The sequence below is a fragment of the Pantoea sp. MHSD4 genome (assembly GCF_021043305.1).
GTDB classification, from domain to species: Bacteria; Pseudomonadota; Gammaproteobacteria; order Enterobacterales; family Enterobacteriaceae; genus Pantoea; species Pantoea eucalypti.
Map to the genome: position 1 here is coordinate 397956 of NZ_JAJNDH010000002.1, position 16133 is coordinate 414088.

Consider the following 16133-nt stretch of genomic DNA (forward strand, 5'->3'; position numbering starts at 1 on the left):
AAAATAGTTCCGAAAGTCCGCAGGGCGTCAGAACAGCGTAAACGGCGCGATAACAATAAATTTGATGTCCTTCTCGTCCTGGAAAATGTTGTTGTATCCATTGCTGAAGCTGGGCAGGTCGCTGTGATTTTTGTAGCGGGTATAGTGAAGATGGAACTGGGTGTCTTTGGCCCGGCCCTGCTGGATTTGATAGATCAGATCAAGGTTCCAGGCCGACTCTCTCAGTCGCTGACTCTGGTCAACGGTGGGGAGCGTGGCGGGTTTTGCATCCCAGCCCCAGACGTAAGATGCGCCGGCTTTCCAGCCCGTCAGCTGCCACGGCGATAAATCGAGCATCGCGCCCGCAAAGATCGCTTTTTCACCATTGGCGTTCCAGTCAGAACGCGAATCCCACCAGATATCCATTCGTCCGTTGGAGGTGGCGTAGCCCGGCGTCATGCGCTGCAGGAAAAAGCCCTGATTCCCTTCAGCTTTAACCCAGCTGCCTTCAAGTCGGAGATCCACCGGGCCGACGGTATAACCGACGGTGATCGCCTGTAACCAGGCCAGGCCATCATAGACATCACGCGGGTTTGCGGCGCCCCCCGAGACTTTGTCGCGTGCGCCATAAAACTGATAGCTGGTGCGCAGTTCGTTACCACCTGGGCTGGCAGACCAGGATGCTTTGGCAAAATATTGATCCATATAATGTGCGGCCTGACCAAATGCACCTTCAAGCACCAGATTATTTTTGAAGTCATATTTCATGCCGAATGAATGCAGGTAGCTGACAGGCGTTTTATTATCAGCCTGCCGGAAATTATATAAATCACGATACCAGGGGGCTTTATATTTATCGGTCCACATCCAGGAGAGTGATAATGCGCCTGCTTGCTGGAAATCATAAAGTGCACCCGTTTCAAATCCGCGATAGGTGCCGGGCAGGAAACTCCAGTGAGGCGCAATCAGTGTCTGTCCGGTTGGCTGGATATAACCCGCGCGTAACCAGTAGTCGTTATGTTTTAATTTCAGTGCGGCTTTATAAACCGATGCGCCACTGCTGTCGCCATTCCATTTTTCATTCCAGCGGGAATGCGATTTACTGAAGCCAATTTCATTGGGTGCGGCGGGACCGCTATTGGAAAGTTCAACGGCGCCAAACACGGCGAGGTCCATGCCAATCCAGTCCCCGGCATAGCCGGACTGATAGTCGAGGTTACTGTTGAGTGAAGTATGGTGTAAATTAGCCTGGTACTCTCCCTGATGCTGACTGGCGGGATCGCTCTCTTTTCGGTCTCGCTGTCGCTGCCAGTAAAAAACATTTCCTGTCAGCGTTGAGTCGTCAACAAATCCGGCAGCATAGGCTGGCGTTGATGACATTGCCGTTACGCCTGCTGACAGCGCTATTATTTCCATCAATGCTAATGTGTAGTTTTTTTTAGACATGGAAGATCCTGCCCTGAGGTAAATTAATATTTGTGGTTTTTTATTTTTGTGTCGTGAATATATTTTTCGCGACGCGAATTATCAATTGTCAGGGTGGTTTTTTGTGAGGCGTTGCGCATAACCCAGAGACATAAAATAATGTGGGTTCAATATGGGAGGATGGGTTAATTTTTTATTAAAATATTATTAGCAGACAAGGTAAGGGCAATCGGTAATCAGGGAAAGCAGTCAGGCTGGATTAAGTGATGACTATTTCATTAACTGAATAACCAAATAGTCTGCAGGTTTTATGGGGTCTGCTGGTTCGGCTGTTTTGAACGTCAGCCTGCAGAGAAGGGCAGGCTGACAGATAACAGCGAGTTAAACCTGTTTCACCGCCCAGCCTTTTTGCTTGCTGGTTTTGCCAATGCCGGGATTGAAGCTGTTAGTCGGATCGAGCCGGCGATAGAACGCCGCCAGTTGCGGTTTCGCCTGATAGAGATGCCCAACGTTATGTTCAGCGGGATATTCCGCGCCGCGCGCCTGAAGGATCTCCAGCATCTGCGCTTTCAGCGCGTGCACATCGACCCCTTTTCTGACGATGTAATCCTGATGGAAGACATGACAGAAGAAGTGACCATAGTAGAGGCGATGGCTTAAAGATGCGCGAATCTCATCGGGCAGAGTTTCAAACCAGTCCGCATCGTTGCGACGCAGGGCGATATCCAGCGCCAGAATATCCTCGACCTCATCGGCATGCACCGCGTGGTAGCGCACGGCCGCACCTGCCGCCGCGAAGCGATGCAGAAAGGCGTGCGCACCTTCTTTGCCTTCACACTCAAAGAACTCGCCGCCGCCTTCGCGGAAGTAGTCACGCAGGAACTGACGCGCTTCTGCCACGCCGTCGCCCGACATCTTCAGCATCAGATGATGTTCATATTTATCGCGATACTGCTTCATGCGTTTGGGCAGATGCGCCGGAAACAGTTTACTCAGGCGCTGCAGCAGGCGATCGCTGAAGTGCGGTTTAACGAAGGAGAGCTTGTTCAGCCAGGCATCAATCCGCCCCTTCAGCGTGAAAAACAGCGGCATCTTATCGGTGCCCAGCTTGTCGATCATCAGGAAGGTGTCTTTGCCATAGACTTCCGCAATGTCATAGATGTCGCGGTGCATATATTCGCCCGCCACCGGCAAATGAGTAAAATGCGCCAGCATGTGACGGCGGATATCGTTGAGCACAGCGGGTTCGTTAGTGCCGATGTAAAACACCTGCTGCTGCGGTTCAGTGGGGAAGGTATCAAGTCGCACCGCGAAGACCGCCAGTTTCCCGGCACAGCCGGATGCTTCGAACAGACGACGCGCATCAGCGTTGTAACGCGCTGGCGTATCGGCATCAACTTCACGCACCCGGTCTGCATATTCATGATCGGAAGCGTGACGGCCATCGTGCTGCACATCTTTAGGCTGCCAGCGATCGTCATCCAGTCGCCCCAGAATCTCTTCCGGCGACGTTCCCAGATCGATGCCGAGATGGTTAACCAGCTTCAGTCTTCCCTGTGCATCAATCTGAGCAAACAGGGCCATTTCGCTGTAGGCCGGGCCGCGCTTAATCAGCGATCCGCCGGAATTATTGCAGATGCCGCCCAGCACCGAGGCACCAATACAGGAGGAGCCAATCACCGAGTGAGGCTCGCGCCCCAGCGGCTTCAGCGCTTTTTCCAGCTGATAGAGTGTACTGCCGGGGAACGCCAGCACCTGCTGGCCACTGTCAATCAGCTGAAGCTTATCGAGTCGCAGGGTACTGACGATCACCAGCGGGCGATCGTAATCGTCGCCATGCGGCGTTGACCCTTCGGTCAGGCCGGTATTGGCCGCCTGCATCAGGATGATGACATCCGCATTCACCAGCGTTTGCAGTACCCGCCAGAGCTCCAGCAGCGTACCAGGAAACGCCACGGCCAGCGCGTCACCTTCGCCGGAGCGAAAGCCTTTGCGATAGCGGGCGGTCTGTTCAGGTTCTGTCAGCAGATGAGAGGGGCCGACCAGGCGGCGCAGGTCAGAAAGCAGGGCAGAGGTTTGTGTCATGAGCAATTCCCTTGTCTTATCAGTGCGTCCTAACTGTAGCACGTCAACTGACCACAACGCAGTGTGACCCTGACCGCTACCTGCTATTCTCATCTTGTGGCACACTGCCGCCTGTTAATTCGATATTGCGCAGTTACTTAAGAGAACCCAACCTGATGAAATGGATTTGCTCTGTTAGTCTCGCTGTCTCCCTCGCGATGCAACCCGCTTTAGCTGAGACAGTGCAAGGTAACCACCCGATGACCGAACAGGCGCGGGATGCCTTCGTTAACCAACTGCTTAAAAAAATGACGCTGGACGAGAAAATCGGCCAGCTGCGTTTAATCAGCGTCGGACCTGATAATCCGAAAGAAGTGATTCGCGACATGATTCAGAAGAGTCAGGTTGGCGCGATCTTTAATACTGTGACCCGTCAGGATATCCGCGCGATGCAGGATCAGGCGATGCAGCTCAGCCGCCTGAAAATCCCGCTGTTTTTCGCCTACGACGTTATTCATGGCCAGCGCACCATTTTCCCGATTCCTTTAGCCCTGGCGTCGAGCTGGGATCTGGATGCGGTGAAAGAGGTGGGGCGCGTCTCCGCCTATGAAGCGGCCGACGATGGGCTGAATATGACATGGGCACCGATGGTGGATGTCAGCCGCGAACCGCGCTGGGGTCGTGGTTCCGAAGGTTTCGGTGAGGATACGTATCTCACCAGCGAAATGGGTAGCAGCATGGTGCAGTCGATGCAGGGAAAAAGCGCGGCCGATCGCTACAGCGTCATGACCAGCGTGAAGCATTTCGCACTCTATGGCGCAGTGGAAGGGGGACGCGACTACAACACCGTGGACATGAGTCCGCAGCGTATGTTCCAGGACTATCTGCCGCCCTACAAAGCCTCACTGGATGCGGGCAGCGGCGGCGTGATGGTGGCGCTCAACTCCATCAATGGCGTACCGGCCACGGCAGACAGCTGGCTGCTGAAAGATCTGCTGCGTGATAAGTGGAAATTCAAAGGCATCACCATCAGCGATCACGGTGCGATTAAAGAGCTGATCAAACATGGCGTCGCCAGCGATCCGCAGGAAGCGGTGCGCATCGCTCTGAAGTCGGGCGTCGATATGAGCATGAGCGACGAATATTACAGCAAGTATCTGCCTGCGCTGGTGAAGAGCGGCGACGTTACCATGGCTGAAATTGATGATGCGGCACGGCATGTGCTTAACGTCAAATATGACATGGGCCTGTTTAACGATCCCTACAGCCATTTAGGTCCGAAAGAGAGTGACCCGCAGGATACCAATGCGGAAAGCCGTCTGCATCGGGCTGAAGCGCGCGACGTCGCGCGTAAAAGCATCGTGTTGCTGAAAAACCGTCTGGAAACGCTGCCGCTGAAAAAATCGGGCACCATTGCCCTGATTGGTCCGCTGGCAGACAGTCAGCGCGACATTATGGGCAGCTGGTCTGCGGCGGGCGTGGCGAAGCAATCCGTTTCGCTGCTGCAGGGCATGCGCAATGCCACCGAAGGCAAAGCGACGCTGCTGTATGAGAAGGGCGCGAACGTCACCGACAACAAAGGGATTCAGGACTTCCTGAACCTCTATGAGCAGGCTGTTTCTGTTGATACGCGTTCACCGCAACAGATGATTGATGACGCGGTCGCTAAAGCGAAGCAGGCCGATGTGGTGGTCGCCGCCGTGGGTGAAGCGCAGGGTATGGCGCACGAAGCCTCCAGCCGCAGCGATCTGGTGATCCCGCCGAGCCAGCAGAAGCTGTTAGCCGCGCTCAAAGCTACCGGTAAGCCGCTGGTGATTGTACTGATGAACGGCCGCCCGCTGTCGATAGTGAACGAAGATCGCATGGCTGATGCCGTGCTGGAAACCTGGTTCAGTGGCACCGAAGGTGGCAACGCCATCGCCGATGTGCTGTTCGGTGACTATAACCCATCGGGCAAACTGCCGGTCTCCTTCCCGCGTTCAGTGGGTCAGATTCCGATTTACTACAACCATCTGCCAACTGGCCGGCCTTACAACTTTGCGAAGCCGAACAAGTACACCTCGCACTACTATGATGCGGTTAACGGCCCGCTCTATCCGTTTGGTTACGGCCTGAGCTATACCACGTTCACCGTGTCGCCGGTAAAAATGTCTTCACCGACCATGCCGCGTAATGGCAGCATTAAGGCCAGCGTAACGGTAACTAACAGCGGTAAGCGTGATGGTGCGACGGTGGTCCAGATGTATCTGAACGATCCGGTCGCCTCTATCAGCCGTCCGGTGCAGGAGCTGCGTGGTTTCAAACGCATCATGCTGAAAGCAGGCGAGTCGCAAACCGTGACCTTTAAGATCGACGTCGATGCGCTTAAATTCTGGAACCAGCAGATGCAGCATGTTGCCGAGCCAGGCAAATTCAACGTGATGATTGGACTCGATTCCGTGCGTACTCAGGATGCGCAGTTCAACTACAAATAACCGTCAGCCTTTCCCCTGAATGCAGGGGAAGGTGATGCGGCGCGTCGTGAGCGTCCTGCTATCACGCGTCGCATCATATCCACTATCAGAGCCGCTATGATTAATCTGCGTGACCGCATTCAGCAGCAGGTCTTCCGCCTTAATGGTCTGTCGATGAATGAATTTGACCTCTCTCAACCGCCAGGCGATCCCGGCCTGTATGGCCCGGACAGCGTGATCTGGCGCGTCCACGGTGATTTCACCTCCATGATGTGCGGCGGGATCAGCGCGCTGCTGTTGCAGATGCTGCATCCAGCGGCGCTGGCGGGCGTCTGGGATCACTCCAATTTCCGCGAAGATATGATGGGCCGCCTGCGGCGCACCAGTCAGTTTATCGCCGTGACCACCTACGGGAATTCGCAGGATGCCCGGACGCTGATTGAGCGGGTGAAACGCATTCATCTGAAAGTCAGCGGCGTCGACAGCGAAGGCAAACCTTATGCCGCCAGCGATCCACATCTGCTGACCTGGGTGCATGTGGCGGAGACCAGCCGTTTTCTGGCGGCCCATCTGCGCTATAAAAATCCGCAGCTCAGCCGCGCCGAACAGGATCAGTACTATCAGGAAGCGGCGCAGATTGCCGAGGCGCTGGGCGCGGAGAAGGTGCCGAAAAGCGTTGTTGATGTGGCGGATTACCTGCAACAGATGCGAGCAGAGCTGCGCTTTGATGAGCGTACCGCCGAAGTGACGCGATTGCTGATGAACGCCCCTGCACCGAGCTGGCAGGCGAAACCAGTGATGAAAATCATGCTGAAATCAGGCTTCGGGTTAATGCCAGCCTGGGCGCAGGCGATGTCCGGTAGAGAAATCGGCCGCTTTGAGCAGGCGATCATTGAACAGAAGATTAATGTCATCGCGTTGGGGTTGAGATGGTCGATTCAGCGCGGAGCGTGGTATCGGGCGATGGTAAGGATGGGGAGAGATCCGCACTGAGGTGACTGGTATCTTTTTTACTCGTTTTTTAAGTAAGTCAGATGGTTAAGTTTTATCAGCATAACGACGCGGGTTCAGTGCTTTAAAAGTAACCCTACAGGCGCTTTTATGGCTTCCCGCAGAACCGAAAATGTCACGCGAGAGCAAGCAGCGTTTCCTGAAGCTATGACCACGAAAAAGCAGGTTATGCTCTGACGTTTATAGTCTGTTCAGGCTTCTGCATGTCTTACACTGATAATCTTTTGTACAGCAGTTTCAACAATTGATCGTTCCGGGCCAGCCATAAAGCTTACAGGCTGAGACAGATTATGGCTGTTTCTCCAGGCCTGGTTTCCAGCAAAGGATAAGTTGGGCATATCCGTGAGCGTTTATAATAAGTATTTTCTTTTGACTAACGACTCTGGGGGAAAAGTGTTTTCTGACAGCAAGAACATTCCGATACTTAATTCTCTGACCGGCTATCAGCTCTCCCGCTTGCATACTTTTGAGTGTGTTGCACGGCGATTATCATTTGCGCTTGCTGCCGAGGAGTTATTCGTTAGCCCAAGCGCGGTGAGCCATCGTATCAGCCAGCTTGAAAAAGAACTGGGTTTCAGCTTGTTTTACAGGCTCCATCGTAAAATAGCTCTCACGCCTGAAGGAGAACGGATGCAATGGGCACTAAAAAATTCTTTTAATCTTTTAAATCAAGAGGTTAATTACATAAGGAATAGCGGGCTTACAGGTGATCTGACTGTTTATTCACATCCGTCTATCGTTCAGTGCCTTCTTCTTCCTCATCTTAATAAGTTTATAGAACAGAATCCTGCCGTTCAGCTGAAGATTCTGACCGGACTTGAAGCCATTAATCTGGCTAATCGGGGAGTAGACCTGGCAATATACTTCGGAAAACCTTCGTTTTCTGAAAGCTATACAGAAGAGATCTTCATGAAAGAAGCCATAACGCCGGTCTGTACTCCGCGGTATGCCAGAAATCATGGTCTTTATAACAATCCCGAAAAACTGTCAGATTGTATCTTTCTGCACGATCGTTTCAACTCAGGTGAAAATGAATGGGCAAATTGGTCAAGTTTTTTTCAGCTTGATATTGATACTGATCTAAAAGGAATATCCTTTGACCGTTCTGATTTGGCTCTGATTGCAGCTTCCCGGCATCTTGGTATTGCGATGGGAAGAATTAATCTTGTCCAGGAATGGACGGAAAGAGGAGAATTAATTTTTCCTTTCCCGGGCATGCTGATGCCCGTAGAGCACTGTTACTTCAACTGCATAATATCCGACAGGCAGTGGCCAAAAATCATGGCTTTTAAGCGATTCCTGAGTTGTCTGCCTGATGTATATTAATATTTTTTTTTAGCCCAGGTGTCGGGGCTATACCAGGAAATAAGATTGCACCTGAAGATTTTTCCATGTTTAAAATAATCGATATGTGACCTGGTTTCGTTCCATGCTATTGCTGTATCGTCGCCAAATCGAAGTATCTCAATACGTTGATTTTTTGCAAGACTAAACCATTTTCTATTTCTCATGATTTCAAAGCTGGCATTGTCACTCAATGTGATGAGAGGCGCACCGTGAGAGTAATTTGTTACCTGAATCATAATGTTATTACCTCCAGTGCAGTTTATATTATAACTTAAAATATCGTAATTCATTCTACTGACTTATTTTTTTGAATGCTGTTGATGCGTTTTTACTGTAATAAAAAGCAGGCCAGTAATAAGCAGTACTGTGCCAGCAATAAAGTTGGCCTGAACTTTTTCATGCAATATTATTATGCCCGAAAGTATTCCGAAAAAAGGTGTCATAAATGTCAACATTGAAAGTGAGGCTACCTGATAATTTCGCAGCAGGCTGAACCACACAAGATAACTGATTACTGAAACAATTAATGTCTGGAATATCAGGCTTCCATATGCCACTGTACCTGGCTTGAAATGATAACCATCATTAAAGAGCGATATGGTCATTAGAATGATAAATGCACCTGAAAGCTGATACAGCAGGGTCTGTTTTGCTGAGCACACAGAAAGTGGCGTTGTACGTATAACTACGGTAGTGCATCCCCAGGCCAGGCCAGCAAGTAGTCCGCACAAATCGCCATAATTAATGCTGTCAAAGCCAGCATGAGCGACTGTATTGATCATGCTTACCACCAGCCCAAAAAATGCAATCATCACACCAAGCCACTGTCGGGCAGTAAGTTTTTCTTCGGCAGAAAAAATATGCAAGCCTACAGCAGAATAGAGTGGAGCAGTATAAAGAAGTACCGCCATATGCGATGCGCTGGAGTAGCGTAGTCCTTCAGAAAGAAAAAAAAATTCCAGCGCAAAGAGGACTCCTGCACAAACGCCTGCGAAGAGTGTTATTTTCTCCATTGAAAATTTTTCTCCTTTAATCTTTGCATAAACGTATATTACTAATGCCGCGAGACCGGATCGCATAGCAATCTGCAGAGTGAGTGAAACCTCTTTTTCGGCAGCCTTGATTGCAACCTGCTGTAGTCCCCATACAAAGCAGATGAGCGTCATGATCATGATCGCTTTGCTGTTTAAAGGTAAACGCATAATATTTTCTTTAACTCCAGGCTATAGACGATATCAGGCGTGTCCGGATATCATAATTCGTTTGTATGAACGAAAAATTGTGAGTTTTTTATTTTTAGCGCTGATTCAGGATGGTGCGTTATATTTTTAACATCTTTCCGGTATGGATATTCGCGTTTCTTTGTCCGCTTTCGGGTTATTTCATTTTTCCTGCGGTGTTACGGGGGAATAGGGTAATTGTTAATGGTATTATTATTGAAAATATTAGCGTTCAGGATGCGCAGAATGACATTCTGCAATACAGGTCGGGGATTGCAAAACTACTATAATCAGATGTGCCGGATTCAACCTTCCGCTTTGGTTACATGGATTTAGTTCGATAGGGATATTTAACGTTTTTTTGCCTTAAGCTTCAAATGATATATATCATGCTTTACATGATATGAATTCATCTCAAGGGTAATATCATTTCTTTGAGGATTTCCGAGCTATTTGAAAAAAGGATGCAGTCAGCCACAGCTGATTTTTTATGATTGATATTTGCTCAGTTTCTGCATAGGAACATCAGGCAGTCGGATTTACGCATAGGGCCGATCATTATCGATGCAAAAAGACGCTATTTTTTTAGAAAGCCCTGTATGGTTTTATGATTAGCATGAGGCGATGATCGTCTCATCCTGTGTTAAAACCTTAGTCTTTTTTTAAATCGCATCGCTCTGGAATTTCACACTGTTTATCCGGGTCGTGTAAAAGTGTTTTTGGTACAAGAATCCTTCATCAGCTCCTCGCTCTACATCATCCTGAGATGCACTTTGAGACTATTACCCTTGTCTCATATCGCCGTAGCCAGGATCCTGCTCTATTCTCGGGGAAAATGGATTCCTCCAGGCTTTGTCGAGGCACTATGACGTACAAATCCCTGATTGCTGAAGTCCACAATCAGCAGCGCACCCTGACCGCGATTGTCGAACAGGATGAGCGCACTGCCTATTTTTACATCTGGCCAACCGACCTGTTCCGCAGTCAGTATGCGGTGCGCGGCTGCTGGCTAAGAAATCTGCTGTCTGCACCGGCGCAGGAAGATCGCGAGGCGATGGAGCAGGGCAGAGCGCCGCTGCTCAGCGCCGAATATTGCCGTAATCTGGAGGCGGAGCCTGCGCTGGATCCGGCCGGTCTGCAGATCCTGTGGGAGCCTTCTGATGATGGGGCGGCACTGTGGTACTACGGTCAGCTGCTGGCGGTGATACCCGGCTGGAGCCTTTATCAGGAGAAACAGGTAAGCTTCTCTGCGGGCTGCATTAAAAAGAACCGGCTGACGGCTCCGCTGGGGTCGGCATCGACCAATGACTACTATGCCCGTGCGGAGCATCAGCGTCAGTTCTGGCGTGAATGGCACGACGGCAGCGAGTGGGATAAGGTCCAGCAGGATCTCATGGCCTGCTATCAGGCACGCTTCGGGGAGTCGGTGAAATATTACGCGATTGATCAGGGTAGCTGGCCGCCAATGGCAATCTCGCAGCACTGGCATCAGGGCGTCTGGTATTTCCTGACGCTTGGCATGAGTATCCGGCCCATGCCGCAGGTCGATTATCTGTTTGATGAGCTGGCACCGCAGTATCGACGTATCGAACTGGGTATGGCGGTTGACGGTGAAATCATGACGGAAGGCAATGCGGTGCAGATGGCCAGCGCACTGGCGGAATTTGTACATCTGCCCTGGGCGCGTCTCACCTGGCTGGGCGAGGGCCATACGCTGGCGTCAGAAGTGGCACCGGTCGGCTTTGAAAGCTTCCTGTTGGCGAATGAACTGGCAACCGAAAAAGGGCAGTTCACGCTGCCCAAGCGTGATGGCGATCGCCCGACGCTGCTCTGGACAACGCCGATTACTGAAGCGGAGCGGCAGTTCGCGCAGGCCGATGAACACGGCGGCCAGAAGTTACGGGAGTTGTTAACAGCAGACGGTAACGATCACGTTTTCCGTCCACGCCAGCAGGTGGTCGATTCGCCAGAGTAGCTCAGCAATGACGCGCCTGTAGACACTTTCCCCGGCGGCTGTCGGGGAGGTGATAGTCCCGGAGTGAAATTAAATTTCACATAAATCATACATTTCTTAAATATGTGATCCCGCCCATCTCAAGTTCCCCTTAAGCGAGCCGTTAACCCGAATAAGGCAATCGCGCCGTACCAGGGGCAGGGGCATGAAGATGTTCAAAACAACACAATCCCGCTTTACCGCAACAATGATCGCATTCTTTGTTGCGCTTTTACTCGTTACAGTCTGGGTGATTAATCAGTTCGTCGCACCACAGCTCGTCGACAGCGAAAGCCGTCTGGTTCGCTATCAGGTTGATTCACTGGCCTCTGGCATCGTTGAACAGATGAACCGCGTGCAGGCTCAGCAGCGTGCGATTACCGAAGCGGCCTCCGTTATGGACAGCGCGACTATCGACACCCTGTTACCGACGCTGGTAAACCAGTATCAGGACAGCAATGTGTTTGGTGGCGGTATCTGGCCACTGCCAAACCGTCGTGATCCGGCCAAAGAGAAAGACAGCAGCTTCTTTGCCCGTAATGCCAGCAATGAACTGCAGGTCAATACCTACTGGAACTCCGACGCCGCCGACAAATACTGGGAGCAACCCTGGTACAAAGATGGCATGGCTGCTGCAAAAGGGCAGTGTGCCTGGGCTAAAGCCTATCAGGATGCCGCCAGTCCGCAGCCGCGTACTAACTGTGCTATGGCCATCTACAAAAATGGCACGGCCTGGGGTGTTGCCACTATCGATGTCACGCTGGGGTTCTTTAATCAGCTGGCGAAGCAGATGGGTGAAACCATTCATGGCAACGTGCTGATTGTTGAAGCCGACGGCAAAGTCGTGGGTAATGGCGCACTGGTCAATGCCGCACCGAAGCTGGAGAACCTGGCTGACGTGCAGATGCCGATGGCGGCGCCGTTGAAAGCACTGCTGAACGGTGTTGGCAACCAGCCGCTGGAAACCACCTATGACAGCAGCGAAGGCGAGCAGACCCTGTTCGTTCAGGCGATTCCTGGCAGCCCGTGGTATCTCGCCAGTAGTCTGCCGACCAGCCTGCTGAAAGCGCAGTCGCATAACATGCTGACCCGACTGGGTCTGGTGCAGATTCCTCTGGCGGTAATCCTGCTGCTGGTGTCGCTGGGCTTTGTCCGCGCCATGATGAAGCGTCTTAACGTGCTGAACAGCAACATCGAAGCGCTGTCGAAAGGGGGCGCCGATCTGACGCAGCGTCTGCCAGCCAGCAACAGCCCTGAGTTCAATGCCGTCGCGCAGAGCTTTAACCAGTTCATCAGCTATCTGCAGGGGCTGCTCCAGCAGGTGGGCGATAGTGCGCTGGCGATCACCGCCGCATCGCGGGAAATTGCCAGTGGTAACGCCAATCTCTCCTCCCGTACTGAAGATCAGGCCAGCTCAATTGTAGAAACCGCCGCGTCAATGGAACAGCTGACCGGCACCGTCCGTCAGAACGCCGACAACGCGACGCATGCTAACCAGCTGGCAGGCGATGCCTCCCAGGTGGCTGCGCGTGGCACCGAAGTGGTCCGTCAGGTGGTCACCACCATGGGTGAGATTCATCACTCGTCCCGTAAAGTGGTCGATATCATCAGCGTAATCGACAGCATCGCATTCCAGACCAATATCCTGGCGCTGAACGCCGCAGTCGAAGCTGCACGTGCCGGTGAACAGGGTCGTGGGTTTGCGGTCGTGGCATCGGAAGTGCGTAACCTGGCACAGCGTTCAGCTAACTCGGCACGAGAGATTAAAAAGTTAATCGAAGAGTCAGTGGCGAACATTGATACCGGCAGCGCGCTGGTGGAACAGGCGGGTCAGACCATGGATGAGCTCATGCAGGGCGTGAGCAGTGTGACCACCCTGATGAGCGAAATCATGTCAGCCAGCCGTGAGCAGAGCATGGGTATCGAACAGGTCAACGTGGCAATTACCCAGTTGGATGGCACCACACAGCAGAACGCCGTGCTGGTGGAGCAGGTTTCCGCTGCCGCGCAGGCGATGGAATCACAGAGTACCCAGCTTGAGCGGGTTGTTCAGAGCTTCCGACTGTAATTCTCTTCCAGGCCAGCCTTGCTGGCCTGATTTCCCCTCTGCTTCATCCGCTTATCTCTGACGGACCTGGGTAAAAAATCCGCGATGATCCGCCCAAACTGCGCATTCTGTGCCAGAATAGTTGGGAATAATCTCAAGGAAACGCCATGTCTGCTATTGAAGTTATCCTCGTTGACCACCTCGATCGTCCCACCGGCAAAATGGAAAAGCTGGAAGTGCATGAAAAAGGATTGCTGCACCGCGCGGTGACGGTCTACATCTTCAATTCCCGGCAGGAGCTGTTATTGCAGCGGCGCGCCAGCGATAAGTATCATTGTGGTGGTTTATGGAGTAACACCTGTTGTGGCCATCCTTATCCCCATGAATCGACCCGCGACGCCGCCGAGCGCCGTCTGCGTGAAGAGATGGGTATGACAGTGGCACTGACGCCGGTGTTTGAACTGAGCTATAACCTGAAGCTGAGCAATGGCCTGACAGAGCATGAATATGGTCATGTCTTTTTTGCGATCTGTGACAGCCTGCCGCAGCTTAATCCTCAGGAAGCGGATGCCTTTGATTATCGTCCGATGGCGATGATCGAGCAGCAGATGCAGCAGCAGCCACAGCAGTTCACGCCGTGGTTTTTGCATACCTTCCCGCGTATCCCGGATTATCTGGAGCAGTTTCCATTTCCGGCTGTCACGGCATAAAAAAACCGCACTAAGGTGCGGTCAGACGGTTTGAAATTCAAAGCGATGGGCGCAAACGTCCATCGCAAAGCATCGCGGGCCAGGGATGGCGTCTTTTGCATCTTTGCAGAGGACGTTTGTTCCCTGAGCCTGCGTGCGCGCCACGCCTGGAATGTTGTTTAACGCGGCAGCTCAAAATCCTCCGCATCCACATCATAGCCCGACGGCTCCCAGCGGATGGCCAGCAGCGCCAGAAGACCGGCCAGCGGCGCCAGGAAGATCACCCAGAACACGCCAGTGCCCAGCGCCGCGACCAGCACCGGAAACAGAAACAGCGAAACGGTTGAACTGCCGCGCATCAGTGTCTGGTTGAAGCCCACGCCCACGCCGCGCAGTGAAGTGGGATAGCTGAGTGAGGCAAACGTCATGGTGTGCGAGCCAGGCCCGAATCCCTGACCAAACAGGAACAACGCCAGCATGGCGATAGCCATTGCTGCCTCCTGACCGCCTTCCGGGCGACCAATCAGCGCCAGCCCAAGCAGCGCCACACACTGACAACCATATCCCGCCACTGACATCTTCCACGCACCCAGACGCGGCACCAGTCGCACCGCCAGAATCCCGCCGACAAAGGCAAACAGCAGATTCAGTGCCAGCGACACCAGAATGGTGGTGAGCATCGACTGAGCAAAGAAGCTGGAGATAATCACCGGCAGTCCAAACGCCACAGCGTTATAGGCAAACGACGAGGCGATAGAGGTAATGGTCGCCAGCAGCGTACGGCGGCGATAGACGCCCTGCAGCAGCGCACCATAGTTACGCCAGCTTGCCTTACGCACCGGCGTGGCAGCGGTCAGTGCGGCGTCGGACGCGACCTGAGCGTTGATATTCCACGCACTGCGTAAAATCGCCGCGGCCCCTTTCAGGTCGCCCTGATTAGCTGCCCACACCGGGGATTCGCTCATGTAACGGCTGCGGATAGCGATGATGACAATCGCCGGAACGGCGCCAAAACCGAGGATCAGCCGCCAGAGCCAGTCGGTGTGACTTTCGGGCAACACCGCATAGAGCAGCAGCACCAGCAGATAAGAGATGCTGATTGCTGCGTACCAGGTCGGACACCACATCGCCACGCTGGCCGCTTTATTCCCCTTACCGCGCAGCTTTGAAAACTCCGCCAGAAAGGCCATCGCCACCGGCAGATCGATCCCGACGCCCAGCCCCATTACGAAGCGCGCGCCAGCCAGCACATATTCATTGGGCGCAAATGCACAGGCGATAGCCGCCACCACGAAAAAGAACATATCGGCCATGAAGACCCGATAACGGCCAATTTTGTCGGTGAGATAGCCGCCAATCAGCGCGCCGATAATCGCCCCGAAGGTAATGGCCGAGGCGACCATGCCGGTGCCGGCTGGGGTGAGATTAAACTCGCGTGTGATGTCTTTGATGCCAAAGGCCAGCGCACCCAGGTCGTAGGCGTCGAGAAAAACGCCTCCCAGCGCAATCGCCACCACAATGCGGGCATTATTACGGGCGCTGTCGCCGCTGTTGACTAATCGGGAGACGTCAGCTGCGCTACGAATCCACTGTGTTTCGCCACCGGGCGAACTCCCTGCTGTTGCCACATGGGCGGAAGAAGTCAGATCGGACATGATGTTATGTATCTTTTATTTTAAACAGATTACCGAGAATAGCCGTTTAGACGCCCAGACGTAAATTCATTTCAGTTATATAAGATAATATTATAATCCCAAATCGTTATTAATTTTCGATAAAGTCAGCTGCATCACCGCTATGCCAGGCTACGCTTTTAAAGCAGATAATTTATCGCTGCACGCCTTGCCAGCAACACTCTCAGCGGCAGGAGAGCAGCCTGCACCCTCAGGCGCATGACGCCTTGTA

The 16133-nt window shown here is 52.6% G+C and carries 10 protein-coding genes; 6 read left to right on the forward strand and 4 right to left on the reverse strand.

Going from position 1 to position 16133, the window contains the following annotated elements; all coding sequences use genetic code 11:
* Positions 1-27: 27 nt before the first annotated feature.
* Together chiP and dld are read right to left on the reverse strand one after the other, a co-directional pair.
* Complete coding sequence (gene chiP, locus LQK91_RS08720) at positions 28-1425, reverse strand: chitoporin ChiP (RefSeq protein ID WP_105099381.1); 1398 nt, start codon at positions 1423-1425, stop codon at positions 28-30.
* Positions 1426-1785: 360 nt separating this feature from the next.
* Positions 1786-3489: a D-lactate dehydrogenase gene (gene dld / locus LQK91_RS08725; RefSeq protein WP_003851802.1), complete on the reverse strand. Its 1704-nt coding sequence runs from the start codon at positions 3487-3489 to the stop codon at positions 1786-1788.
* A gap of 155 nt (positions 3490-3644) precedes the next feature.
* Here dld and bglX point away from each other — a divergent pair, with 155 nt between their 5' ends.
* From bglX to dsdC, 3 genes are all read left to right on the forward strand, one after another.
* Positions 3645-5942, forward strand: coding sequence for a beta-glucosidase BglX (bglX, locus tag LQK91_RS08730; RefSeq protein WP_105099380.1), 2298 nt, complete (start codon positions 3645-3647; stop codon positions 5940-5942).
* Between the two features lie 96 nt (positions 5943-6038).
* Positions 6039-6914: an oxygenase MpaB family protein gene (locus LQK91_RS08735; protein ID WP_105099379.1), complete on the forward strand. Its 876-nt coding sequence runs from the start codon at positions 6039-6041 to the stop codon at positions 6912-6914.
* Positions 6915-7325: 411 nt separating this feature from the next.
* Positions 7326-8258: a DNA-binding transcriptional regulator DsdC gene (gene dsdC, locus LQK91_RS08740; RefSeq protein WP_050540831.1), complete on the forward strand. Its 933-nt coding sequence runs from the start codon at positions 7326-7328 to the stop codon at positions 8256-8258.
* Between the two features lie 320 nt (positions 8259-8578).
* On the opposite strand, the gene LQK91_RS08745 is transcribed toward dsdC, so the two are convergent.
* The gene (locus LQK91_RS08745; protein ID WP_105099378.1) at positions 8579-9481 is read right to left on the reverse strand and encodes a DMT family transporter; all 903 of its coding nucleotides are present in this window, start codon (positions 9479-9481) and stop codon (positions 8579-8581) included.
* Positions 9482-10364: 883 nt separating this feature from the next.
* On the opposite strand from LQK91_RS08745, the gene LQK91_RS08750 reads away from it, so the two are divergent.
* The 3 genes from LQK91_RS08750 to idi all read left to right on the forward strand — a co-directional run bounded on the left by LQK91_RS08750 (position 10365) and on the right by idi (position 14249).
* Positions 10365-11474 (forward strand): suppressor of fused domain protein, encoded by a 1110-nt coding sequence (locus LQK91_RS08750; protein WP_105099377.1) that lies wholly within the window; start codon positions 10365-10367, stop codon positions 11472-11474.
* Positions 11475-11664: 190 nt separating this feature from the next.
* On the forward strand, positions 11665-13560 hold the full coding sequence (locus LQK91_RS08755; RefSeq protein WP_105099472.1) for a methyl-accepting chemotaxis protein: 1896 nt from the start codon (positions 11665-11667) through the stop codon (positions 13558-13560).
* 146 nt (positions 13561-13706) lie between these two features.
* Positions 13707-14249: an isopentenyl-diphosphate Delta-isomerase gene (idi, locus tag LQK91_RS08760; RefSeq protein ID WP_008925075.1), complete on the forward strand. Its 543-nt coding sequence runs from the start codon at positions 13707-13709 to the stop codon at positions 14247-14249.
* Positions 14250-14407: 158 nt separating this feature from the next.
* Here idi and LQK91_RS08765 read toward each other — a convergent pair whose 3' ends face one another.
* Positions 14408-15883: an MFS transporter gene (locus tag LQK91_RS08765; protein ID WP_003851786.1), complete on the reverse strand. Its 1476-nt coding sequence runs from the start codon at positions 15881-15883 to the stop codon at positions 14408-14410.
* Positions 15884-16133: the final 250 nt, after the last annotated feature.